This is a genomic window from Micrococcus sp., from assembly GCF_034179925.1.
In the GTDB taxonomy this organism is placed as follows: domain Bacteria; phylum Actinomycetota; class Actinomycetes; order Actinomycetales; family Micrococcaceae; genus Micrococcus.
The window spans coordinates 1-23,236 of the sequence record NZ_JAXFPG010000049.1 but is presented as its reverse complement, the minus strand read 5'-3'; the positions used below and the strand labels follow the sequence as shown (position 1 = coordinate 23,236).

The 23,236-nt window shown below is 68.7% G+C and carries 20 protein-coding genes; 7 read left to right on the top strand and 13 right to left on the bottom strand.

Features of this window, described 5'->3' with window-relative positions; all coding sequences use genetic code 11:
* The 6 genes from SPI96_RS09875 to galE (SPI96_RS09850) form a co-directional block, all read right to left on the bottom strand.
* Positions 1-325, bottom strand: a 325-nt coding sequence (locus tag SPI96_RS09875; RefSeq protein ID WP_321082196.1) for an NAD(P)H-hydrate epimerase, incomplete at its 3' end; no start/stop codon positions are given.
* Positions 322-744, bottom strand: a complete 423-nt coding sequence (locus SPI96_RS09870; RefSeq protein ID WP_321082195.1) for a holo-ACP synthase — start codon at positions 742-744, stop codon at positions 322-324. The genes SPI96_RS09870 and SPI96_RS09875, both read right to left, overlap by 4 nt.
* A complete protein-coding gene (locus SPI96_RS09865) occupies positions 741-1,460 on the bottom strand; it encodes a hypothetical protein (RefSeq protein ID WP_321082194.1) in 720 nt (239 codons plus the stop codon). The genes SPI96_RS09870 and SPI96_RS09865 overlap by 4 nt, the downstream gene beginning before the upstream one ends.
* Positions 1,457-3,601 carry a glycogen debranching protein GlgX gene (gene glgX, locus SPI96_RS09860; RefSeq protein ID WP_321082193.1) on the bottom strand — a complete coding sequence of 715 codons (2,145 nt, stop codon included), beginning with the start codon at positions 3,599-3,601 and terminating at the stop codon, positions 1,457-1,459. The genes SPI96_RS09865 and glgX overlap by 4 nt, the downstream gene beginning before the upstream one ends.
* 128 nt (positions 3,602-3,729) lie before the next feature.
* On the bottom strand, positions 3,730-4,770 hold the full coding sequence (locus tag SPI96_RS09855) for a glycosyltransferase family 4 protein (RefSeq protein WP_321082192.1): 1,041 nt from the start codon (positions 4,768-4,770) through the stop codon (positions 3,730-3,732).
* The gene (gene galE, locus SPI96_RS09850) at positions 4,770-5,735 is read right to left on the bottom strand and encodes a UDP-glucose 4-epimerase GalE (protein ID WP_321082191.1); all 966 of its coding nucleotides are present in this window, start codon (positions 5,733-5,735) and stop codon (positions 4,770-4,772) included. Before galE (SPI96_RS09850) ends, SPI96_RS09855 begins: the two co-directional genes overlap by 1 nt.
* A gap of 166 nt (positions 5,736-5,901) precedes the next feature.
* Here galE (SPI96_RS09850) and SPI96_RS09845 point away from each other — a divergent pair, with 166 nt between their 5' ends.
* The 4 genes from SPI96_RS09845 to SPI96_RS09830 are packed head-to-tail and all read left to right on the top strand — an operon-like array spanning position 5,902 to position 11,002.
* Positions 5,902-7,380, top strand: a complete 1,479-nt coding sequence (locus SPI96_RS09845; protein WP_321082190.1) for a sugar transferase — start codon at positions 5,902-5,904, stop codon at positions 7,378-7,380.
* A gap of 33 nt (positions 7,381-7,413) precedes the next feature.
* Positions 7,414-8,760, top strand: coding sequence for a UDP-glucose/GDP-mannose dehydrogenase family protein (locus SPI96_RS09840; protein ID WP_321082189.1), 1,347 nt, complete (start codon positions 7,414-7,416; stop codon positions 8,758-8,760).
* The gene (locus SPI96_RS09835) at positions 8,757-9,926 is read left to right on the top strand and encodes a glycosyltransferase family 4 protein (protein WP_321082188.1); all 1,170 of its coding nucleotides are present in this window, start codon (positions 8,757-8,759) and stop codon (positions 9,924-9,926) included. The genes SPI96_RS09840 and SPI96_RS09835 overlap by 4 nt, the downstream gene beginning before the upstream one ends.
* A complete protein-coding gene (locus SPI96_RS09830; RefSeq protein ID WP_321082187.1) occupies positions 9,923-11,002 on the top strand; it encodes a glycosyltransferase family 1 protein in 1,080 nt (359 codons plus the stop codon). Before SPI96_RS09835 ends, SPI96_RS09830 begins: the two co-directional genes overlap by 4 nt.
* A 22-nt stretch (positions 11,003-11,024) precedes the next feature.
* On the opposite strand, the gene SPI96_RS09825 is transcribed toward SPI96_RS09830, so the two are convergent.
* The 6 genes from SPI96_RS09825 to galE (SPI96_RS09800) all read right to left on the bottom strand — a co-directional run bounded on the left by SPI96_RS09825 (position 11,025) and on the right by galE (SPI96_RS09800) (position 18,800).
* The gene (locus SPI96_RS09825; protein WP_321082186.1) at positions 11,025-12,014 is read right to left on the bottom strand and encodes an acyltransferase family protein; all 990 of its coding nucleotides are present in this window, start codon (positions 12,012-12,014) and stop codon (positions 11,025-11,027) included.
* A complete protein-coding gene (locus SPI96_RS09820; RefSeq protein ID WP_321082185.1) occupies positions 12,004-13,146 on the bottom strand; it encodes a glycosyltransferase in 1,143 nt (380 codons plus the stop codon). The genes SPI96_RS09825 and SPI96_RS09820 overlap by 11 nt, the downstream gene beginning before the upstream one ends.
* On the bottom strand, positions 13,143-14,414 hold the full coding sequence (locus SPI96_RS09815) for an oligosaccharide flippase family protein (protein WP_321082184.1): 1,272 nt from the start codon (positions 14,412-14,414) through the stop codon (positions 13,143-13,145). Before SPI96_RS09815 ends, SPI96_RS09820 begins: the two co-directional genes overlap by 4 nt.
* 29 nt (positions 14,415-14,443) lie before the next feature.
* Positions 14,444-15,736, bottom strand: a complete 1,293-nt coding sequence (locus tag SPI96_RS09810; protein ID WP_321082183.1) for a hypothetical protein — start codon at positions 15,734-15,736, stop codon at positions 14,444-14,446.
* 67 nt (positions 15,737-15,803) lie between these two features.
* The gene (gene glmS, locus SPI96_RS09805; protein WP_321082182.1) at positions 15,804-17,675 is read right to left on the bottom strand and encodes a glutamine--fructose-6-phosphate transaminase (isomerizing); all 1,872 of its coding nucleotides are present in this window, start codon (positions 17,673-17,675) and stop codon (positions 15,804-15,806) included.
* Between the two features lie 60 nt (positions 17,676-17,735).
* Entirely contained in the window at positions 17,736-18,800 is a 1,065-nt protein-coding gene (gene galE / locus SPI96_RS09800; RefSeq protein ID WP_321082181.1) for a UDP-glucose 4-epimerase GalE, read from the bottom strand.
* Between the two features lie 60 nt (positions 18,801-18,860).
* Here galE (SPI96_RS09800) and coaA point away from each other — a divergent pair, with 60 nt between their 5' ends.
* The gene (coaA, locus tag SPI96_RS09795) at positions 18,861-19,859 is read left to right on the top strand and encodes a type I pantothenate kinase (RefSeq protein WP_321082180.1); all 999 of its coding nucleotides are present in this window, start codon (positions 18,861-18,863) and stop codon (positions 19,857-19,859) included.
* Between the two features lie 160 nt (positions 19,860-20,019).
* Complete coding sequence (mscL, locus tag SPI96_RS09790) at positions 20,020-20,472, top strand: large conductance mechanosensitive channel protein MscL (RefSeq protein WP_321082179.1); 453 nt, start codon at positions 20,020-20,022, stop codon at positions 20,470-20,472.
* Positions 20,473-20,795: 323 nt separating this feature from the next.
* Here the strand turns inward: mscL and glmM are convergent, their stop codons facing one another.
* On the bottom strand, positions 20,796-22,151 hold the full coding sequence (glmM, locus tag SPI96_RS09785; protein ID WP_321082178.1) for a phosphoglucosamine mutase: 1,356 nt from the start codon (positions 22,149-22,151) through the stop codon (positions 20,796-20,798).
* Between the two features lie 170 nt (positions 22,152-22,321).
* On the opposite strand from glmM, the gene SPI96_RS09780 reads away from it, so the two are divergent.
* A complete protein-coding gene (locus SPI96_RS09780; protein ID WP_321082177.1) occupies positions 22,322-23,131 on the top strand; it encodes a peptidoglycan recognition family protein in 810 nt (269 codons plus the stop codon).
* The last annotated feature ends 105 nt before the right edge of the window (positions 23,132-23,236 follow it).

Here is a 23,236-nt window from a genome sequence, read left to right as displayed (position 1 = left end):
CGCCGGCGGCGGGGCGCGCGGCCCCGCCCGCGGCGTGCCCCCCGGGGGGGCCGTCGCGGCCGGGGCGCCCCGCCACGGCCACCGCCTCCACACCGCGGGCGCGCAGGAACGCGAGGGCGAACAGGGCATCGCCGCCGTTGTTGCCCGGGCCGACCAGGGCTGCGACGGTGGCTCCGGCCACCCGGCCGCGGTCTCGCAGCAGCGCGGCCACATGCTCGGCCAGACCCCAGGCGGCCCGGCGCATCAGGGCTGGCCCCTGGCCGGCCTCGAGCAGGGGCCGCTCGGCGGCGCGGACCTGGGTTCCGGTGAACGCGCGGGTGGTCATGGTCGTTCCTCCTCGGTGGTGGCCGTCCTCTCCCCGGTGCCCGGGGCAGGTGGTTCGGCCGGACGCTGTTCGGCGAGGACATAGGCGGTGGCGACGTCGCCGTCGTGGCTCAGGGAGAGGTGCCAGTGGGTGATCCCGAGCTCGCGGGCACGGGCGGCCACGGTGCCCGTCAGGCGGGGGGCGGGGCGGCCGTCGCCGTGGGCCGCGCGTGGGACGGTGCAGTCCTGCCAGGCCATCCCGGCGGGGGCGCCGAGGGCCTTGGCGATGGCTTCCTTCGCGGCGAACCGGGCTGCGAGTGAGCGCAGGGGCAGGTCCCGCTCCTCAGGGGTGAACAGTCGCGCTCGGAGGGCGGGGGTGCGCTCGAGCTGGGTGCGGAATCGCGGCACGTCCACCACGTCCACCCCGACGCCGATGATCACCGCGTCCCTCCCCGCACCGCCGGCACGGTGGCGGCCGCCCCGGTGCTCACCGGTTGGCCGCGCAGGTCCTTGACGACGTCCAGCGCCCAATTCACCGGCCCCGGGAGCTCCTGGTCACAGCCCGGGGTGAGGGCGGCCTTGCCGTGGGCCAGCACCCCGTAGAGGGTGTGGCGGGCCGCTTCGAGGCGTCCGAGGCCGGGGTCGAACGCGTACATGGACACCGTGCCGTCCTCCGGGGCCCAGCACCGGGTGGTCAACAGGCGGGCACGCTCGATGTGCTGCCCGAAGGTCAGCACCCCGAGGTCGTGCAGGCCGAGCTCGTGCATGCGGCGGGCCGCGTACACGGCTTCTCCCTGAGTGGTCACGGGTGAGGGGTCGAAGCACTCCACGCTCACCCCGGCCAGGCGCGGGTCCGTGTGGGCCTGTTCCCCGCAGAGCTTCTCGTGGCCGTCCGGGCCCATGTGGGCGGAGACGAACAGGTGGTCGGCCACGCCCCGGCCGGCGAGGTCGAGGGCGGCGTCGTACACCTCGGGGCGGCTGTAGAGCACCAGCAGGGCGTCGACGTGCTCGGGGGCGTCCACCCGGGGGTGGACGGTGAGGTCCAGCACCCGGACCGTGGGCACGGCCAGCACGAGGGCCAGCACCGTCACCAGGGCGAGCAGCGCCGTCCGGGCCCGGTGAGGGGCCCGGGCGCGCCCACCCCGGGGCCGGCTCACGCGGTCGGCTCCTCGGTGTCCTCCAGCAGCTCCCGCAGGATCACCGTGGACCTGCCGGGCACCTCGATGACATCACCGGCGTGCACGTGCGGGCGTGTCCCTGCCGGGGCGACCTCACCGGAGGTGTCCAGCACGACCTCCCAGCTGCCGGGGAAGAACGGGCCGGGCAGCGTGTAGGGCACGGCATCCTTCCAGGCGTTCATGAGCACGTAGAAGTCACGGTAGGGGCGGGCGTCCTCCTCGTCCTCGGGGCGGAGCACCCCGCCGTTGAGGTAGAAGCCGATGGAGCGGGCCTCAGCGCCCCAGTCGTCCTCGGTCTTCGCGGTCGCATCCGGCTCGAGCCAGACGATGTCCGGCAGGGGCGCGGCGACGTCACGGGCCGCCGGCCGCCCGTCGAAGTGGTGGCGGCGCCGGAACACGGCGTGGTCGTGGCGCAGGGCGATGACCTCACGGGTGAACTCGATCAGCCCGGTGTCCGCCGCGGACCAGTCGATCCAGGCGATCTCGTTGTCCTGACAGTAGGCGTTGTTGTTGCCGCCCTGGGTGCGGCCGAGCTCATCGCCGTGGCTGATCATGGGCACGCCCTGGCTCACGAGCAGCGTGGTCAGGAAGTTGCGCTGCTGGCGGGCGCGCAGGGTCAGCACCTCGGGGTCGTCCGTCTCCCCCTCCGCCCCGTGGTTCCACGAGCGGTTGTGGGACTCGCCGTCGTTGTTGTCCTCGCCGTTGGCCTCGTTGTGCTTCTCGTTGTAGGAGACGAGGTCCCGCAGGGTGAAGCCGTCGTGGGCGGTGACGAAGTTCACCGAGGCGCCCGGACTGCGCCCGTCGCCCTCGTAGAGGTCCGCCGAGCCGGTCAGGCGGGTGGCGAACTCGCCGAGCGTGCCCGGCTCGCCCCGCCAGAAGTCGCGCACGGTGTCCCGGTACATGCCGTTCCACTCGCTCCAGATGCCCGGGAAGTTGCCCACCTGGTAGCCGCCCCAGCCCACGTCCCAGGGCTCGGCGATGAGCCGGACGCTGCGCATCACCGGGTCCTGGCGGACGACGTCGAAGAACGCGGAGACCATGTCCGGGCCCTGCTCGCCCTCGACGCGGGTGAGCGTGGTGGCCAGGTCGAAGCGGAAGCCGTCCACGTGCATCTCCTGCACCCAGTACCGCAGCGAGTCCATCACCAGCTGCAGGGCCTTCGGGCTGGACAGGTCCACCGAGTTCCCGGTGCCCGTGTAGTCCATGTAGTGCCGCTCGTCGCCCTCCACGAGGTGGTAGTAGCCGGGGTTGTCGAAGCCCCGGAAGCTCAGCGTGGGGCCCTTGTCGTTGCCCTCGGCGGTGTGGTTGTAGACGACGTCGATGATCACCTCGAGGCCCGCGGCGTGCAGGTCCTTGACCATCTGCTTGAACTCCCGCACCTGGCCGCCCACCTCGTCCGTGGAGGCGTAGGCGGCGTGCGGGGCGAAGTAGCCGAGCGTGTTGTAGCCCCAGTAGTTGGACAGGCCCTTCTCCTGGAGGATCTGATCCTGCACGAACTGGTGCACGGGCATCAGCTCGACGGCGGTCACACCGAGCTCGGTGAGGTGTCGGACGACCGCCGGGTGGGCCATGCCCGCGTAGGTGCCGCGCAGCTGCTCGGGCACGTCCGGGTGGAGCTGGGACATGCCGCGCACGTGCGTCTCGTAGATCACGGTGTCCGTGAGCCGGCGGTCCGGGGCGGCGTCCTCGCCCCAGTCGAAGTCGTCGGCCACGACGACCCCGAGCATGGAGCTGCCCAGGCTGTCGGACTCGTCCATACGATCCGGGTCCTCGAAGTCGTAGGCGAAGTGCTGCTGACCCCACTCGTACTCCCCCGTGAAGGCGCGCGCGTACGGGTCCGCGAGCAGCTTGTGCGGGTTGTGCCACAGGCCCCGGGCCGGGTCCCAGGGGCCGTGGATCCGGTAGCCGTAGCGCTGACCGTGGCCCACGCCTGCCACATGGACGTGCCAGGTGGTGTCGTGGTGGTCCTTCAGGGGCAGGCGGGTCTCCTCGCCGTCCTCGCCGATCAGGCACAGCTCGACGCCCTCGACCTCACGGCCGACGGCGACCGCGAAGTTGGTGCCGGCATCGTCCACCGTGGCCCCCAGGGGGTACGGCTGACCGCTGTCCAATGTGCGCATGATTCTCCGGGGGATGATCGGGACGGGACACGGGGCAGCCGGGGCGGATGCTCCGCAGTAGTCAGCCAGTCTACTGGCCGCCCCTCGACGGCTCCTGGGCCCCGACACCGTGGCCCGGGCCTGTGGGGTCAGCCGATCCGACGGCCGGCGAGGGCGTGGGCATAGACCTCCAGGAGGGCCTTGCGCTGTTCGGCCTCCGTCCACTTCTCACGCTGTTCCCGTCCCGCCTCCTGCAGCCGTTGAGGGCGGTCGGGGTCGGCAGCGGCCGAGATGACGGCCTCAGCCGCCGCCTCCGGGGAGTCCACGGTGCACAGGCCGAGCCCCTCAGTCCAACTGCTCGACCGGATCAGCACGGGAACATCGCGCGCCCACGCTTGGAGGACGCTGAGGGGGAAGCCCTCATAGGAGGCGGAGTGCAGGTAGAGGTCCGCCTCGTCGAGGGCCTCCTTCACCCCCTCCGGACGCACCCAGCCCCGCACTCGGACGCCGGCCTCCTCGAGAAGCCGCCTCCTCTCCGGTTCACCGTCGCCGATCCACTCCAGAACGGCCCGACCGGGCGCAGCATGGGCAAGGCGTCGTGACACGGCGGCGAACCACGCAGGGTCCTTCTGCGCGCTGATCCGGCCGACCATCACCACCCGCAGGGGGGCCCCGTCGGGGTTCTCGTCGAGATGCCGGGTCACGGTCTCGACGTCCGGGACGTTGGGAACCTGCATGATCCTCCCCCGAGCATGCAGACCTCGGGCCAGCGCCGCCTCGTGAGGTGTCAGAGCGACGGTCACCGCCGTGCGTCGAGCCATGACGGCTTCAGCCGCGCGGAATGCCTCACGCTTCCATCGGGCACGTCCGGGATCGTCGAAGACGAAGCAGTGAGGCTGGTAGACGACCGGCGCGGACAGGGAGGCGAGACGGGCGTATCCCCCAGCGAAGCTGGAATGGGCATGGACCACATCCGCGCCGACCCTCTCCGTGGCGGCGTGCACTGCGCGGACTCGAGCAGGCGTACCGGCGGGGAGGGGGATCACCGAGGCGAACACCTCTCGGTCGACGTCGACGTCCGGGTCACCCAGGAGATGGTGCTCCACCTCCCCGGCGGTGGTCTGGGCGTACCGGCTGACGGCGTGGGGCACTCCCCCGCCGGCAGGCTGCGCCACGTGCAGGACGCGCATCACGCCTGGATCCGCTTGGCCGCCCGCCAGGCGGACTCGACCATCTGCTCCACCGAGTGGCGCATCCTCCAGTCGAGGTCCGCGGCAGCAGCCGACCCGTCGGCCACGATCCGCGCGGGGTCACCGGGGCGACGCTCGCGGACCTCGGGCTCGAAGTCCTGACCGGTGACCTTTCGCATGGCGTCCATGATCTGCCGCACAGAGGTCCCGTCCCCTGAGCCGAGGTTGTACACCGGCTGAAGCTGATCGCCGGCCTGCAGGCGCTGGGCGGCGACGACATGGGCCTCCGCCAGATCCTGAACGTGGATGTAGTCCCTCACGCACGTGCCGTCCGGGGTCGGGTAGTCGTCTCCAAAGATCACCGGCGCCCGGCCCTCCTCCAAGGCCCGGAAGACCAGGGGGAAGAGGTTGTGCGGACTCGTGTCGGCCAGAAGCGCCTCTCCGGAACCGACGACGTTGAAGTAGCGCAGAGAGGTGTGCACCAGGCCGGTGGCCCTGCCCTGGGCGGCGAGGAGCCACTCTCCGATGAGCTTGCTCTCACCGTACGGGGACTCGGGGCTCGTGCGGGTCTGCTCCGTGACGACCTCCTCGGACGGCGTGCCATAGGTCGCCGCAGAGGAGGAGAAGACGATCCTCTCCACATCCGCCTCCTGCATCGCCTGCAGGAGATGCGCGGTGCCCTCCACATTGGTGCGGTAAGTGCGCAGGGGCTCCTTCACGGAGACGCCCGCATACTTGAATCCCGCGATGTGGATCACCCCGACGACGGCATGGGTGCGCATCCATTCCCGGAGGGCCTGGATGTCATTGATGTCCGCTTCGAGGAAGGGGACATCCACCGGCACGTAGTCCCGGTGCCCCGAGGAGAGGTCATCGACCACCGTGACCGGCATGCCCTGCGCACGCAGCGCATTGACGACATGCGCCCCGATGTATCCGGCACCCCCGGTGACAAGCCACGACATGCGTTGTCCCTCCCAAGGGCATGACGCCCTCTCTCACGTTGCATCGACTAGTAGAATCGACAAGAACCACGTCGCGAACGCCGGTTCATGCCGCACCGGCTGATTGTACTGTGGTGCGGCTGACCTGTCGTGCGCAGCCTACGCCTGCCCCCACTTGGAGTGATGAATGCCCCACGTTGCACCGCCTGCCCCGGAGAGGACATCCAGTGCCCCCCACCACTCCTGGACGGAGCCCGTGCTGCGGCAGGTCAAGATGGTCGATGCCGCCGCCGTGCTCTTCAGTGTCGTCGCTGCGCACCTGGTGCGCTTCATCCTCCTTCCGGGGCAGGAGAATGCTCCGTGGAACGTCCCGTTCTGGCTGGTCTCGTTCGGCATCGCTGTGCTCTGGTGGCTGGCCCTGGGTCTGTTCCACTCTCGCGACGTGAAGGTACTAGGCGCGGGCTTCGATGAGTATCGGCGCGTGGTCCGCGCCTCCCTCTATCTGTTCGCCGCGCTCGGCCTGGGCGCCTACCTCCTCTTCTGGGATCTGCCGCGCGGTTTCTTTGTGGCAGCTCTCCTGTTCGGCCTCGTCTCCCTCGCCGTCGGGCGGACCTTCACCCGCCGCCGCCTCGTAGCCGCGCGGCGGGCCGGCAGGGCTTCACGCCGTGTGCTCCTGCTCGGCAGTCCCAGCGCTGTACAGCATCTTCACTCCACGCTCACCGCCACGCCTGAGGCTGGGTACATCCCGGTGGCCGCCGCGCTGCCCGGCGCCCGGAAGGAAGCCCCGGCAGGAGAACCGCCGTTCCCGTTGCCCGTCGTCACCGTCCAGCGGGATGTCGACAGCATCATCGACCAGGTCGACGGCTTGGGCGTGGACGCAGTGATCATGGCGGACGGAGGCTCGCTCAAGCCCCGTCAGATGCGCGCCCTGGGATGGTCCCTGGCCGAACGCAGGGTGAGCCACATCATGGCCCCGGCGCTGACGGACATCGCCGGACCCCGAATCCACCAGCAGCCGGTGGCGGGTCTGTCCCTCATGCACGTCTCGACCCCCCGCTTCTCCAGGTACGACCTGCTGGCCAAGCGCACCATGGACATCCTGGGCTCAGGAGTCATCCTCCTCGCTCTCTCCCCCGTCTTCCTCGGTGTCATGCTGGCGATCAAGATCACCGACCCTGGCCCCATCTTCTTCAGGCAGCAGCGGATCGGCCTCAACGGGGAGCCGTTCCACATGATCAAGTTCCGGTCCATGGTGGTGGACGCGGAGGCCCGCCTGGAAGCACTCAAACGGCAGCAGGGCGCCGGGGCGCTCCTGTTCAAGATGAAGGACGATCCCCGAGTGACCCCGTTCGGGCGGTTCATCCGCCGGTACTCCGTTGACGAGCTGCCCCAGCTGTGGAACGTCCTGCGCGGAGACATGTCACTCGTGGGCCCCCGACCGCAGGTCCAGGCCGAGGTGGACGAGTATGATGAGCCGGCTTTCCGGCGCCTGCTCGTCAAACCCGGCATGACGGGGCTGTGGCAGGTCTCCGGCCGGTCCAACCTCACGGCAGAGGAGGCGATCCGCCTCGATCTCTACTACGTCGAGAACTGGTCTCCCATCTTCGACATCATCATCTTGGCCCGCACTGCCAAGGCAGTCGTCGCCAAAGATGGCGCGTACTGACTCCACACCCCTGAGAACTGAGGATTACCTAACATGCGCATCTCCGTCATCGGTACGGGCTACCTCGGCGCCACTCATGCCGCTTGCATGGCTGAACTCGGGCATGAAGTCATCGGCCTCGATGTCGATCCGCTCAAGGTCGAGGCACTCAGCTCGGGCGTCGTCCCCTTCCATGAGCCCGGCCTCGAGGAGATGATCGAACGCCACGTGTCCAGCGGACGGCTTCGCTTCACCACCGACTACAAGGAGGTCGGCGGCTGGGCGGACGTCCACTTCATCGGGGTCGGCACCCCCCAGTCCGCTGAGTCCGGCGCCGCCGACCTGACCTATGTCGATGCAGCTGTCGATTCCCTGGCCGAGCACATCTCGCGCGACGCACTGGTCGTGGGGAAGTCCACCGTCCCTGTCGGCACTGCCGCCCGCCTCAGTACCCGGTTCGAGAGCCGACGGCAAGGCAAGACAGGAACCGTCCGCCTGGCATGGAACCCCGAGTTCCTCCGCGAGGGATTCGCCATCCAGGACACTCTTCAGCCCGACCGGATCGTCGTCGGCCTGGAGAACGACGAGGACGAGGCACCGTTGCGTGAGGTGTATCAGGCTGCCGTTGAGGCCGGCACCCCGTGGATCACCACGGACTTCGCGACGGCCGAACTCGTCAAGGTCGCTGCGAACGCCTTCCTGGCGACGAAGATCTCCTTCATCAACGCCTTCGCCGAGCTCATGGAGACGACTGGCGGGAACATCACCACGCTCGCAGATGCCATCGGTCTCGATGCCCGAATCGGACGGCGATTCCTCAACGCCGGACTCGGCTTCGGAGGCGGATGCCTGCCCAAGGACATCCGTGCACTCCGAGCCCGTGCAGACGAGCTCGGTCATGCGGACTCGATGGCATTCCTGCGCGAAGTGGACGCCATCAACGGACGGCGCCGCGACCGTGCTGTCCACCTGGCTCAGCAGGAGCTCGACCGCACCGCTGACCGGCGTCAGCGGGACGGGCGTCCGGCTCGGGTCGCCGTCCTCGGCGCCGCCTTCAAGCCGAACTCGGACGACACCAGGGACTCTCCCGCCCTGGCGGTGGCTCGCGCGTTGCTGCACGCCGGCGCTGAGGTCACCGTCTATGACCCGCAGGCTGGCCAGCGAGCAGTCGAGCAGACTCCCGGCCTGGAGCTCTCCCCCACCCTCGATGACGCGCTGAACGGAGCGGACCTGATGCTCCTGCTCACGGAATGGCAGGAGTTCCGTGACCTCGACCCCCGCCGGGTCGCCGCTCTCATGGCTCAGCCCGTCGCCATCGATGGACGCAATGTCCTCGACCCGGCTGTATGGACCGCAGGCGGAGTGCGCCTCCTGACCCTCGGCCGGAAGACGGACCAGTGACCGCGCCGCCGAAGATTCTCTTCATTGATCACTCCGGCCAACCGGGAGGTGGGCAGCTCGGGCTGGAGCGGGCATGGGAGCAGAAGCTCTCGGCCCACTCCCATGTCGCCTTCCTCACGGGCGGCGCGGTGTCCGAAAGAATGGCCGACCGCCACCCGGAGTCCGTCCACATTCGACGTGCGGACCCCGATTTCGCACCGCGGCGTGACCTGACACTCTCCCTGCCCTGGATCCTGCGCCTGATTCGACGCGTCCGCCCGGGCATCATCGTCGTGAACAGCGCTGCCGCCGCCAAAGCCGTCGCACCCCTGATCCCTCTCTTCTCCGTTCCGGTCGTGTACTACGCCCGCACCGACCTCTCCAAGAACTCCCTGAAGCGCTGGAAGCGCTGGTTGCTGACCGCAGCCACCTTCCGGCACTTCGATGCGTTCATCGCCAACAGCGAGTGGACCCGAGACACCCTTCCCGACGTTCTTCGCCGCCGGCCTGTGGAGATCGCCTACCCCGTGTCCGGCATCCAGGAGACGGCCGAGGACCGCACTGCACATGTCCCTTCCGATGGGGAGACCTTCCTCGTCGTCTCGCTGTCTCGCCTCGAGCCCTGGAAGGGCCAGGAACACCTCATTCGGGCCGTGGCACAGGCAGACGCCGAACTCCGCCGGCAAGGCAAGACCATCTCGCTGGAGCTCTACGGCGGCACCGTCCTGGCCGACCAGCAGTACATCCACCACCTGGAGTCCCTCGCCGAAGAGCTCACTGCACCGGTTCACTTCATGGGGCACGTGTCCGATGTCTCCTCCGTTCTGGACAGGGCCCACGCTCTCGTGCTCTCCTCCATCCAGCCCGAGCCCTTCGGCCAGGTGGTCATCCAGGCGATGGGGCATGGGGTGCTGACCATCGTCCCCGATGCCGGGGGCCCTCGCGAGATCATCACCCATGAGGAAGACGGCCTGCAGTATCCACCGGGCGACGCAGAGTCACTGGCAAGCATTCTTGTGGGGATGGCCAATGACCCGGAGCGACACCACCAGGTGGCGTCTCGCGGAATGCAGCGCGCGACCGCCTTCGCCGACAGCTCAACGACCCCGGGGCTCGAAGAGTCGATCCGACGGCTCTGGACCCGACTGACCCCACCATCCTCCGAGGGGACGAGAGAATCCGCATGATCTACCTGAATGCACGTTTCCTTTCGCAGCCGGTCACGGGAATCCAGCGATTCGCGGAGAACGTCGCCGCAGAGCTCCTCTCGCTCCGTGACGACATCACACTGGTGGCCCCGACGGGCGTGACGCCGCGCGACGACGGCCCCCTGGCGGGCACCTCGGTGCTCGGCGTGCCCGGCGGGGCAGGCCTGCTTTGGGAGCAGGTCACGTTGCCCGCCTTCTTGCGAAAGCAAGCAAACCCGCTCCTCCTTGGCCTGGCAAGCACGAATCCCCGTCGATATCGGCCTCAGGTCTCCACGCACCACGATGTGACATACGTGCGCTACCCCGAGAGCTTCTCCAGAGCCTTTCGGGCAGCGTATCGAACCGTGATCCCCGGAATGCTGGAATCGAGCGCGTCCGTACTCACGGTTTCTGAGTTCTCACGATCGGACATCGCGGATCATTACGGCATTCCCGAGGAACGCATCGTCGTCGTGGGCAATGCCCCCACGGACCTCGGAGGATCGGCACTGCCCCGACAGGAGGATGCAGCACCGTACTTCCTGGCGGTCTCATCCCCCAATGTCCACAAGAATTTCCACCGTCTGGTCAAGGCCTTCGACAAATTCCGGAAGAAGAGTGGATCATCCACGAACCTCCGCGTGGTCGGTGCTCAGCCGAAGGTGTTCTCCTCCACGGAGAGTCGCATCGAGGACATCGACGGCGTCACATTCATGGGCAGGGTGGACGATCAGGAACTCGGCCGCCTCTACGCAGGGGCCCGAGCCTTCATCTTCCCCTCGTTGCATGAAGGGTTCGGGATCCCCCCCATCGAGGCGCAGTCCCTTGGAGTACCCGTGGCATCCTCCAATACGGCCTGCATGCCAGAGATTCTGGGCGACTCTGCACTCTACTTCGACCCCCGGTCGATTTCAGACATGGCAGAGGTCCTGGAACGCCTTGACCGTGACCCGATCGCGCGCCAGAAGCTGTCCAGCGCAGGGCGCAAAAATGCGGAACGATACACCTGGAGAAATACTGCCGAAACGGTATCCCAGGTCTTGGACCATGCCCTTCAGGAAGCTGACACACAGTAGGTGGACTCGCCGACGCTGACTCTCATGATCGGGCCGGAAGCAGCCCGCCCCGGCCTCGCTGACCACCCAGGAGGAAGAAGTCGAGGAGGGGCGAGGCAGCCGCGACCGTCACGGCGACCCAACACACAACAGTGACAACCAGGGGACCCAGCGGCCATGGGAGCGCGGAGGAAAGCCCGACCCACAGGAGAACAGGGTGCAGAAAGACAACCCCTGTACCACCGTGCGAAAGAGTGGTCACAGCCCCACCCAGGCGACTTTCGGCATCTATCTCGAGCCGGGAGAACGCCACTGTGATTCCCCAGCAGAATGCCAGGGACGCAAGAAAGGATAGGACCGGCAGGCCGATCTGCCCGTACTTCAAGTCCAGCGGAGGAAGCGCTCCGGAGATCCACGCCAGGGACGGCACGCCCATGGCGATCCATGGCACAGGGGAGAGCAACCCGGCTTCCGGAACGTGCCTGCGCGACCACTCCCCCCCGGCGATGAACAGCAGGCACACGACGCCCATCCCCACAGAGCCGGGCAGGAGGGCGACCCATCGGGGAAAGGCATATGCGGCCAGGTACATCCCAGCGGCAACAAGAATGAGAAGCTTCGAACGGTTCGATTCTCTTCCCCAGCGATAGATCAGTGCCGCGACGAATAATGCAGACATGAACCAGAATGCAGAGAAGGGCTCGGCCAGCCGAGACCCTCCCCATACAAGTCGAAGCAAATCGCCCACTTTCATCTCATCGCGCAATAATTCAGCACAAACATAGACCGCGCCAATGATGACTAACCATACAATATAGGGGCGGCCGATGGTTTCCCACCGTTTGCGAAGCTCATCTCCGAGCGTCCTCCCAGGCGAGTAGAACCACCCGCTCAAGAAGAAGAACAAGGGAACATGCCAGCCATAGATGAATTCATGGATGACAGCCGGACCACCAGAGTGCCCGACAACGACGAGAAATACGGCCAGAACTCGCAGGGCATCGAGACCGACATGTCGTTTCTTATTCTTCATGGGAAGCGCTTCTAAGGCTGTCATACACTTCTTCCAGTTCTGCCGTCTGCTTCTCCCTGTCGAACAGCGACTCAACCCGCGCACGCCCCCGCTTGCCCATCTCCGAGCACAGGACCGGGTCATCGAGGAGCCGTGCGATAGCCGCTGCGAGAGCCTCATCATCTCCCTCGGACACGAGGAGGCCTGTCTGCCCATCCGCCACGGCTTCCCCCACGCCGCCACTCCTGAAGGCTACGATGGGTCGCTCCTGGAGGGCCGCCTCGAGGAATACCAGCCCGAGTCCCTCCACGGCCCCGCCTCGCGAGGTCACCGAAGGACCGCAGAAGATCCGGCTCGAGGCCATGAGCTGCGGCACCTGCTGGTGGCCGACCGCACCGAGGAAAGTGACTCCCAAGTCCCTTTCCGATGCAAATCGCTGCAGCTTCTCCCGATCAGGGCCGTCGCCGATGATGCATGCACTCACCGAGCGCCCTTGCCGACGGAGGATGTCCAGTGCGGAGAGGAGGTGCCAGACCCCTTTGACCTCGACGAGACGCCCCACGAACACGACGTCCATCACCGGTTCGCGGTCCTCGCGCGGGATGATCTCGACGCCCACGGGCAGTCGATGCAGAGTGCGTTCCGGTGCGCCCAGCGCCTTCACCCTCCCCGCGATGAAGTCCGACACCGCAATCACCGCGTCGGCCCGTCGAAGGATCCGCCTGGCTTGCCAACGGTACAGATGCCCTCGCCAACCGCCCTTCGCCGCAGCCTCCGTGACGTCATTGCCGTGCGCCGTCACCACCACGGGGATGCGGTGTCGGCGGGCGAGAGCGGCAACCCCCTTGGCCTGCGTGACGAAGTGGATGTGAACGACGTCTGGTCGAGAGCCTCGCCAGTGGTGAGACAGTCGCGGAGACACGCCCGTCAGGGCGAGAATCGCGGCCTCGATGCGCCACAGTCCTCGAGGAGTCCGCTCCCCCAGGATCACATCCTCCGCGCGGCCCAGCCCGCGTTCCAGACGCTCCCATCCCACAGACTCTGAGCGCCAGCGGGTCAAACCGTCCTGTTGCGCCCGAACGAACGTCTCCGAGCCAGGCAGCCACGAACGCTTCCACACACTCACCAATGGCTTGTCGCGGGCTGGTGTCATGCAGAACGCCTCACAATCCTCGTGATGGTGCGAATGAACAGTGTGACGTCCTCACCCCGGAACAGGAGGAAGTCGAAGGGACGCCTCCCGATCCTCGGGGCCACCCACAAGACATTGAGCGTGCCGGCCACGAAGCTTCCGGCTGCCGTGGCAATGGCCGCACCGGTTGCACCCCAGAGAGGCGTGAGGACAACCAAGGTTGACACATTGACGACCAATGCCGCGGCCATTCCCAAGCTCCTCAGCCCAGGCCGCCCGAGAGCGACCAGCCCCGCACCGGCCACTGAGCCGGCGTTGCCGAGGACGGAGCCGATGAGCAGCACCCACACGACCGGCACTGCGGCGTCGAATTCGTGCCCGAAGAGCAGGGGGACGAACCACGGCGCGCACACGGCCAGCCCGAGCGCCGAACTCGCAGTGATCAGGTTGGAGACCCTCGTCGTCTGCACCAAGGTGGCAGCCGAGAAGGTGCTCGACATTCTCGACATCGTCACGTCCCGCATCGCAGAGTTGACCACCAGGACAGCCTCAGCCAGCTGAAGCGCCACAACGTAGATGCCCAGCGCCCGTGTATCGGCGAGAGGCACCATGAGTACCTGACTGATGCGCGAGAGAAGAATCCCAGTGAGAGTCCCTCCCCACATGCGCATGCCGAACCCCAAGACCTCCCCGGCTGTCGCTGATGCGGTCGCCTGCTCGACCCGCGCACCTGCGGCCCACGGAATCAGATAGACCACACCGCCTGCAACCACAGTCACGGTCAGCACGACTGTGGCACTGAACGGCGTCATGCTGTCGGTCACGTAGAGCAAGGCCACCAAACCCAGCCGGCCGATGGCGTTGATGGACTTCTCCCAGGCGATCCGACCCCACTGCTCGAGCGCAGCTGCCTGTCCTCGCAGGACCCCCACCACCAGGCTCGGCAGGAGCCCCGCCGTCCCCACCATGATCAGTGACGCCAGGGCCGGGTCATCGCCCGACAACGGCATCCGCATCCACCACACCAGAAGAACACCGCACGCTCCCGTGACGGCCATGGCCCCCAGTGCAGTCCGCAAGACGAGTCGTCGCGTCCTGGTGCTGCGGGCGACGAAGTAGGTGACCGCCTCCGGCAGGCCCAGCGCCAGGACGACTGTGAGCATGAGCAGAGGCGCGGTGGCAGCCGCGGCCTCACCGCGCCCGTCAGCACCCAACCCACGCGCCAGCAGGGGAGCGCTCAGAAAGCCTGCGAGCGGTGACGCCAGGTTTCCCGCAAGGGTCACCGCCATGCTTCGAGCTGCTCCTGGACGGTCGCCGCTCACCGCAGGGTCTCCCGTGAGGTCTGGGCCACAGGGGCGTACCGCGGACGTCCAGCTTCACCCAGCTGTCGTTGCCAGGGTTGGGTGTGCGCAGCGAACACCGCTGAGAGGAGTAGCGCGACCGCTGTGCTGGACGCACCAGTGGAACTGAATGCCACAGTCTGCACCATGGCCACCACGAACAGGACCATTCCGGCCCATCGCGGGTCACCCTTCCTCCCCCAGGCGACCAGTGCTGTGAGCACCCCTCCGGCGAAGGCGACGGCCATTCCTCCATACTCGAAGATCCAGATGAGCCAGCCGTTCTCCAAGCTCGACCCCAGTTCGGCCCCACGAAGCTGACTCGCCGACGCTGCACCCCGCCCGACGAGAAGAAGTGACGACAACTGGCTCTGGAAATACCGCAGGGCCTGGAAACGGAGGTCACCCGACCCGGAATCCTCTGCGAATCGGGTGAAGGCAAGCTCCGCCAACTCTGATCGGAACAGATACCAGCCAGCCAGGAGGACCACACTCAAAGCTCCAATTTTAATAAAGAGCCTGGCGCGAGAACCCACGATGATGATGACGAGCATCAAGCCAACAAGAATCATTGAGGTACGGGCGGCCGCAAGCACGACGGACACAAGGAGCAAGAAGCCCAAGAGGACAGCGGCAACCGTGCTCCGCAGATAGAACAGCATGGCCGCTGCAATCGCAGTCAGCATTCCGAGGAGGACCTGGGTGTCCATGAGACCCAGCGGGCGCGGAAGCGTTCCGTTCCACCACCAATAGAAGGTGTAGGTGCCCGGGAAGAGGAGCACCGTCCCCGTCACCTGCTGCTGGATGACGAAGCCGGCGTTGAGCACCGCGCACCCCACCACGGTCCAGACGACCGGACGGCGAACGGGTTCTCCGCGACTGTGGGCATCCAAGAGCAGCGCCAACCAGATGAACGGGACAAGGATCAGCTCTAGCCACAGCAGACCGCCTCTGGCCCCTCGGACGAGGACGCTCATCAGGCCGAAGAGCAGCGGCACCGCGACAGCGAGTGCCGCGAACACGCTGATCCCCGCCTGGCCCGTGGATGCACGTCTGAATCCGATTCTGCCGGAGACCACCTTCGCCAGCGCTATTCCACCGACCAGCGGAACCGCGGGATGGAGCTCGAGTGGCGCCATCATCATCCGGGCAAGGCCGGTGTGCACGGTGAGCCATGCCACCAGGGGCAGCATCAGGGCAACTCCAGAGCGCCGCTGAGTCACCAGGGTCAGGACGAAGGCCGCCCCCATGAGCGCCAGGAAGACGCTCATCGGCGCTGCAGGCCGAGACGTCCGCGAAGCCCGCTGTGAGCTGGGGCAAGGGTCATGGACCTAACCCTCACTCCACCGTCACGGACTTCGCCAGGTTGCGCGGCTGGTCCACGTCGTAGCCCTTGGCCGAGGCGAGCTCGAGGGCGAAGATCTGCAGCGGGACGGTGGTCAGCAGCGGCATGAGCAGCGGCTGGGTCTCCGGCACCTCCAGCACGGTCTCGGCGTACGGGCGCACGGCCTCGTCGCCGCGCTCGGCCACCACGAACGTGCGGGCCCCGCGGGCACGCACCTCCTGGATGTTGGAGACGACCTTCGCGTGCAGCGAGTGCCGGTCCATCGGCGAGGGCATCACCACGACGACGGCCTGGCCGTCGTCGATCAGGGCGATCGGGCCATGCTTGAGCTCGCCGGCGGCGAAGCCCTCGGCATGGATGTAGGCCAGCTCCTTGAGCTTGAGCGCACCCTCCATCGCGACCGGGAAGCCGACGTTGCGGCCCAGGAACAGCACCGAGGTGGTCTCCGCCATGGAGCGGGCGAGCTCCTTGACCTGCTCCGCGTTCTCCAGGATCTCCTCGATCTTGGCCGGGATCTCGCCCAGGTCCGCGAGGATGTCCTTGATCTGGCCGCTGAACAGCTTCTTGTTCAGCTGCGCCAGGTACAGGCCCAGCAGGTAGGCGGCGGTGATCTGCGCCAGGAACGCCTTGGTGGAGGCCACGGCGATCTCCGGGCCGGCGTGCGTGTAGAGCACGGCGTCGGACTCGCGCGGGATCGTGGACCCGTTGGTGTTGCAGATGGACAGGGTGCGGGCGCCCTGCTCCTTGGCGTAGCGGACGGCCATGAGGGTGTCCATCGTCTCACCGGACTGTGAGATGGACACCACGAGGGTGTGGTCGTCGATGATCGGGTCGCGGTAGCGGAACTCGTGGGAGAGCTCCACCTCCACGGGGATCCGGCACCAGTGCTCGATCGCGTACTTGGCCACGGTGCCGGCATAGGCCGAGGTGCCGCAGGCCAGCACGATGATCTTGGTGACGGCCTTGAGCTCCTCCGGGTCGATCCGCAGCTCGTCCAGCACGAGGGCGCCGGCGGCGTCCGTGCGGCCCAGCAGGGTGTCCTGGACCGCCTGCGGCTGGTCGTGGATCTCCTTCTCCATGAAGGTGTCGTAGCCGCCCTTCTCGGCGGCGGAGGCGTCCCAGTCCACGGTGAAGGCCTTGCCCTGGGCGGCGTTGCCCTCGAAGTCGGTGATCTCGATGGTGTCGGCGGTAATCGTCACCACCTGGTCCTGCTCGAGCTCGATCGCGTCCTTCGTGAAGTCGATGAAGCCCGAGACGTCCGAGCCGAGGAAGTTCTCGCCCTGGCCGACGCCGACGACGAGCGGGGAGTTCCGGCGCGAGGCCACCACACGGTCCGGGGCCTCGACGTGCACGGCCAGCAGGGTGAACGCGCCCTCGAGGCGCTGGGAGGCCAGCTGCATGGAGCGGGTGAGATCGCCCTCGCCCTCGCCGCGGAAGATCTTGCCCAGCAGGGCGGCGGCGACCTCGGTGTCGGTCTCGGAGAGGAACTCGACGCCGTCGGCGACGAGCTCGGCCTTGAGCTCGGCGAAGTTCTCGATGATGCCGTTGTGGATCATCGCCAGGCGTCCCTCGTCCGCCAGGTGCGGGTGGGCGTTCATGTCCGAAGGACCGCCGTGCGTCGCCCAGCGGGTGTGTCCGATGCCCAGCACCGACTCCGGCACCGGGTGCTCCTCGAGTTCGGCGGCCAGGTTGGCCAGCTTGCCCGCCTTCTTGCGGTGATGCAGCTCGCCGTCGGCCACGACGGCGATGCCCGCGGAGTCATACCCGCGGTACTCGAGCCGGCGCAGGCCCTCCATGAGCACGTCCAGAGCGCTGTGGTCCGACAGCTGAGACGGCCGGCCGATGTATCCCACGATTCCACACATGGGCACGAGGATAGCCGGTCCCGGGACCAGGTCAGCCCCGCGCGGGCGGGCCGGGCTGTGTCAGGCCGATCGCAGTCCCGGACCCGAGCGGTCCCCGTAGCCGCCGGGGTTGGCCTGCTGCCAGGCCCAGAGGTCCCGCACCATGTCCTCCACCCCGCGTCGGGCCCGCCAGCCGACCTCGGCGGCGATCGCGTCCACGGCCGCGCAGGACTCGGCGATGTCCCCGGCCCGCAGCCCGACCACGCGGTGGGGCACCGGGCGGCCGGTGACCTCCTCGAAGGCGCGCACCATCTCGAAGACCGTCACGCCCTCGCCGCGGCCGATGTTCCACACCTTCACCCCCGGGTCCTCCGCCTGGGCGGCCATCCACTCGAGGGTGGCCACATGGGCCTCGGCCAGGTCCATCACATGGATGAAGTCCCGCACGGCACTGCCGTCCCGGGTGGCGAAGTCCGCACCGAAGACCTTCAGCTCCGGGTAGTGCCCGGCGGCCACCCGCGCCACATACGGCATGAGGTTGGCCGGCTCGCCCGCCGGGTCCTCCCCCATCCGCCCCGAGGGGTGGGCACCCACCGGGTTGAAGTACCGCAAGACCGCCGCCCGCTGGCCCGGGTGGGCCGTGTGGACGTCGCGGACCACCTGCTCGGCCATCAGCTTGGACCAGCCGTAGGGGCTCACCGGCGCCGGGGGCGCGTCCTCGGCCACGGGCGCGGGGGCCTCGTCCCCGTAGACGGTGGCCGAGGAGGAGAACAGGAGCACCCGCGAGCCGGCCCGGGCGGCGGCCTCGGCGATCTGGGCCGTCCCCGCCACGTTCACCGAGTAGTAGGCAGCCGGGTGGGCCACGGACTCCGTGGGCGACTTCAGCCCCGCGAAGTGCACCACGGCGTCGGGGGCGAAGGCGGCCAGCCGGTCGGCGACCTGCTCGGGGTGTCGGACGTCACCGGTCACGAGGTCGAGCCGTCCCCCGCCGAGGGGGGCGCCGGAGACCTCCCCGGCACGCTCGACGGCCGTGCGCGAGCCGCTGGCGAAAGAGTCCATGACGAGCACGTCGTGCCCGGAGGCGAGCAGGACGGCCACGGTGTGGGAGCCCAGGAAGCCGGCGCCGCCGGTGACGAGAACACGCATGGGTTCGATCCTACGTCCGCGCGCGCACGTCGACCCCGCCGGTCCGCCCATAATGGTGGGGTGACGGACAGCCTCCCCGCAGGCCAGGGCCCCGAGCCCCCCTGCCCGCCCCGCGCCCCCGGGCCCCACACCTCCCCCTTCGTCGAGCTCGAACGGCAGACCTGGGCGCGGCTGGCCGATGAGCTGGCCCAGCCCTTCGCCGAGGGTGAGCTCGAACGCCTGCGCGGCCTCGGGGAGACCCTCTCCCTGAGGGAGGTCTCCGAGGTGTACCTGCCCCTCTCACGCCTGCTGGGCCTCCATGTGGAGGCCTCCACCGCCCTGAGGGACGCCACCAACGCCTTCCTCGGGGAGCGTACGGGGCGCACGCCCTTCGTGATCGGCGTGGCCGGCTCCGTGGCGGTGGGCAAGTCCACCACCGCCCGCGTGCTGCAGGAGATGCTGCGCCGCTGGCCCACCACCCCGCGCGTGGACCTGATCACCACCGACGGGTTCCTCCACCCGAACGCCGTGCTCCAGGAGCACGGGCTCATGGAACGCAAGGGATTCCCCGAGTCCTACGACCGCCGCGCCCTGCTGCGCTTCATGGCGGACGTGAAGTCCGGGGTCCCCGAGGTTCGGGCACCGGTGTACTCGCACGTGACCTACGACGTCGTCCCCGGCGAGGAGCAGGTGGTGCACCGCCCGGACGTGCTGATCGTGGAGGGGCTCAACGTGCTCGCCCCGCCGCGGATCCGCGCCGACGGCACCCCGGGCCTGAGCGTGTCCGACTTCTTCGACTTCTCCGTGTACGTGGACGCCCGGCAGGACTGGATCCGCCGGTGGTACGTGGAGCGCTTCATGGGGCTGCGCTCGGGCGCCTTCCAGGACCCGCAGGCCTACTTCCACCGCTACGCGGACCTCTCCGACGACGACGCACGGGAGGTGGCCGGCTCGATCTGGGACCGGATCAACGGCCCGAACCTCCAGCAGAACATCCTGCCCACGCGCGGCCGAGCCCGGCTGGTGCTCACGAAGAACGAGCGGCACGAGGTGACCCGGGTGCTGCTGCGGAAGGTCTGAATCCGAGGGAAGGGCAGAGCCGGAGGGAAGGACCGGGCCCGGGCGGACCGCGTCGGGCCCCGCCACACACCGGCGGCCATACCCTCCGTGATGAACGTCTCCCCCGGAACGCCCCGACGACGCGCCGAAGGATGGCACGTCACCCTTCTACACTGGTCCGATGCTTCAGGGATTCAAAGACTTCATCATGAAGGGCAACGTGCTCGACCTGGCCGTGGCCGTCATCATCGGCGCCGCGTTCAGCAAGATCATCAACGCCCTCGTCGAGAGCGTGCTGATGCCGCTCATCTCCGCCCTCGTGCAGGCCCCGAACTTCGACCAGTTCGCCGTGCTCACGCTCAACGGCAACGACATCCGGTTCGGCGTCCTGCTCACCGCCATCGTCAACTTCCTGCTCGTGGCCGCCGCGGTGTACTTCGCCATCGTGCTGCCCATGAACAAGATGATCGAGCGCCGCAACCGCCGCCTCGGCATCGAGCCCGAGGTTGAGCCGGTGGCCGAGGACGTCGCGCTGCTCACCGAGATCCGCGACCTGCTCTCCGCCCAGCGCGGTGGCGCTGGTTCGGTGACCAACGGCCCTGTGGCCGACGGCCCGGCCGGCCCCCGCATCTGATCCGCCCCACAACCGCCAAGGGCCCTGGTCCGCCTCAGCTGAGGCGGACCAGGGCCCTTCTTCTCAGGTGCATCATTGCCGCCGCCCCTTCTCATCCGCCCCTGACGCCGGCGCACCACCCGGAGCCGACGCCCCTCACTCCGCGCCCAGGTCCAGGCACGGAACCCAGTCCGTACCCCCCGCCCGCGGGCACGTGGGTGTGTGGACTGCCCAGAGTGCGACCGTCATGAGCACCGCGAGCGCGGCCAGCAGACCGACCAGCAGCGGCCAGCGGCGCTGGGGTCCGGGCGAGCGGCGCTCGGGGCGGGGCGAGGGGTGCACAGTCAGTCGTGGAGGGCGAGCTCGCGACGGACGACCTCAGCGAGGGCCTCGGCCTCCCGGCCGGCGGTGGCCTCGTCCGGGGCCTCGACCATCACGCGCACCACCGGCTCCGTCCCGGAGGGGCGCAGCAGCACGCGTCCGGTGCCGCCGAGGCGGTCCTCGGCCTCGCGGACGGCGGTCTGCACAGCGGCGTCCTCGCCGGCGCGGCCCTTGTCCACGCCGCGCACGTTCACGAGCACCTGGGGCAGGCGGGTCATGACGCCGGCCAGCTCGGAGAGGGGGCGCCCGGTGGCGGCCACGCGGGAGGCGATCTGCAGGCCGGTGAGCACGCCGTCGCCGGTGGTGGCGTGGTCGGCGAAGATCACATGCCCGGACTGCTCGCCACCGAGGGAGTAGTCGCCCAGCTTCATGCCGGCGAGCACGTAGCGGTCGCCCACCTGGGTCTCCACCAGGTTCACGCCCTCACGCTCCATGGCGAGCTTGAGGCCGAGGTTGGACATCACGGTCACCACGAGGGTGTCCTCGCGCAAGGCGCCGCGGTCCTTGAGGGCCAGGGCCATGATGCCCATGATCTGGTCGCCGTCGACGACCTCACCCCGCTCGTCCACGGCCAGGCAGCGGTCGGCGTCGCCGTCGTGGGCGATGCCCAAGTCCGCGCCGTGCTCGCGGACGGCGGCCTGGAGCTTCTCCAGGTGGGTCGAGCCGCAGCCGTCGTTGATGTTCAGACCGTCCGGGTCCGCGCCGATGACGACGACCTCCGCGCCGGCGTCCCGGAAGGCCTCCGGGGAGCAGCCGGCGGCGGCACCGTGGGCGCAGTCCAGCACCACGGTGAGCCCGTCCAGGCGGTGCGGCAGGGCCTGCAGCAGGTGCAGCACGTAGCGGTCCTCGGCGTCCGAGAACACGCGGATGCGGCCGACGTCCGCCCCGGTGGGGCGCAGCGGGCGCTCGCTCTCCAGGTGCTGGATGATCGCGTCCTCCTGCGCGTCGGTGAGCTTCTCACCGCCGCGGGCCAGGAACTTGATGCCGTTGTCCGGGGCCGGGTTGTGGGAGGCGGAGATCATGACGCCGAAGTCCGCGTCCAGGTCCCCCACGAGGAAGGCGGCGGCCGGGGTGGGCAGCACGCCGGCGTCGTACACGTCCACGCCCGAGGAGGCCAGACCCGCCTGGACCGCCGCCCCGATGAACTGGCCGCTGATCCGCGGGTCACGGGCGACGACGGCCACAGGACGCCGCCCGGCCTCGAACGCCTCGGCCCCCAGGACGGGGGCGGCCGCCTGGGCCAGTTGGACGGACAGCTCCACGGTGAGGGTCTCGTTGGCCAGGCCACGGACGCCATCGGTTCCGAACAATCTCGACATGGTGCGTGAGTCTACGAGGCCACACCCTCCCCCGGCATCACGGGAGGGTCACGATCCGCCTCCGTGTGGCGGTAACATCTCTCCGGTGGAGCGCCCGCGCGCCCCGTCGGCGCCCCTGTGCGCCGCAGTACACGGCGGGGCTCCGGCCCCGACACGAAGGACCCCGCCGCATGGCACACACCCCCGACACCGCCCCGGAGCACGCGCTCGCGCGCCGCACCCTGTTGGGAGGCACCGGTCTCGCGCTCGCCGGCACGCTGGCCGGCTGCACCGGAGGAGAGCCCGAGCAGGACGCCGCCGAGGGCTCCGACGCGCAGACCGAGCAGCGTCCGCGCCTGCCGGAGCCGGAGATCATCACCACCGCCGACTGGGGTGCCCGGACGCCGGCCATCCATCTGCACACCCTCCACGAGCGCCCCTCCTACCTGGTGATCCACCACACCAGCACCGCGAACACCACGGACGGCTCCCGCACCGCCGCGGTGGACCTGGCGCAGATGGTCCAGCGCGGCCACATGGAGCAGTCCTGGGGGGACACCGGCCAGCACTTCACGGTGTCCCGGGGCGGGCACGTGCTCGAGGGCCGCCACGGCTCCCGGGTCGCCCTGAACGACGGTCACACCTTCATGCTGGGCGTGCACGCCCTGGGCTTCAATGCCTACGCGCTGGGCATCGAGTGCGAGGGCCTCTACATGGTGAACCCGCCGCCGCAGACCCTCTACGAGGGCCTCGTGCACATCTGCGCGTACATCTGCCAGCAGTACGCGTTGCCGCCCTCGCGCATCATCGGCCACCGGGACGTCGTGAAGACCAGCTGCTGCGGCGACGCCTTCTACCCGAAGCTGCCGATCCTCCGCGAGGACGTGCGCCGTTCCCTGGAGACCGGCGAGTACCAGGTCACCCCGGGCTTCGGCCCGGACAACCTCGTCGACGACTCCGAGATCACCGTGAACAACTACCGGGACTACGTGCGGGGCTGAGGCCCCGCCTCCCAGGCTCCTGAGGCCCGACGACGGCGCCCCAGCCCCCACCGGCCGGGGCGCCGGCGGCGTCCGGGCGGGGGGGCGGGGCAGCGCACGCGGGGG

Excerpts from the sequence above, each read along its gene's own strand:
- SPI96_RS09855 (WP_321082192.1), bottom strand. The coding sequence starts at position 4,770 with ATGCGCGTCCTGCACGTGGCGCAGCCTGCCGGCGGGGGAGTGCCCCAC.
- SPI96_RS09825 (WP_321082186.1), bottom strand. The coding sequence starts at position 12,014 with ATGAAGAATAAGAAACGACATGTCGGTCTCGATGCCCTGCGAGTTCTG.
- SPI96_RS09845 (WP_321082190.1), top strand. The coding sequence starts at position 5,902 with ATGCCCCACGTTGCACCGCCTGCCCCGGAGAGGACATCCAGTGCCCCC.
- glgX (WP_321082193.1), bottom strand. The coding sequence starts at position 3,601 with ATGCGCACATTGGACAGCGGTCAGCCGTACCCCCTGGGGGCCACGGTG.
- galE (WP_321082191.1), bottom strand. The coding sequence starts at position 5,735 with ATGTCGTGGCTTGTCACCGGGGGTGCCGGATACATCGGGGCGCATGTC.
- SPI96_RS09830 (WP_321082187.1), top strand. The coding sequence starts at position 9,923 with ATGATCTACCTGAATGCACGTTTCCTTTCGCAGCCGGTCACGGGAATC.
- galE (WP_321082181.1), bottom strand. The coding sequence starts at position 18,800 with ATGCGTGTTCTCGTCACCGGCGGCGCCGGCTTCCTGGGCTCCCACACC.
- glmM (WP_321082178.1), bottom strand. The coding sequence starts at position 22,151 with ATGTCGAGATTGTTCGGAACCGATGGCGTCCGTGGCCTGGCCAACGAG.
- SPI96_RS09780 (WP_321082177.1), top strand. The coding sequence starts at position 22,322 with ATGGCACACACCCCCGACACCGCCCCGGAGCACGCGCTCGCGCGCCGC.
- SPI96_RS09815 (WP_321082184.1), bottom strand. The coding sequence starts at position 14,414 with ATGGCGGTGACCCTTGCGGGAAACCTGGCGTCACCGCTCGCAGGCTTT.
- mscL (WP_321082179.1), top strand. The coding sequence starts at position 20,020 with ATGCTTCAGGGATTCAAAGACTTCATCATGAAGGGCAACGTGCTCGAC.
- SPI96_RS09820 (WP_321082185.1), bottom strand. The coding sequence starts at position 13,146 with ATGACACCAGCCCGCGACAAGCCATTGGTGAGTGTGTGGAAGCGTTCG.
- SPI96_RS09810 (WP_321082183.1), bottom strand. The coding sequence starts at position 15,736 with ATGAGCGTCTTCCTGGCGCTCATGGGGGCGGCCTTCGTCCTGACCCTG.
- glmS (WP_321082182.1), bottom strand. The coding sequence starts at position 17,675 with ATGTGTGGAATCGTGGGATACATCGGCCGGCCGTCTCAGCTGTCGGAC.
- SPI96_RS09840 (WP_321082189.1), top strand. The coding sequence starts at position 7,414 with ATGCGCATCTCCGTCATCGGTACGGGCTACCTCGGCGCCACTCATGCC.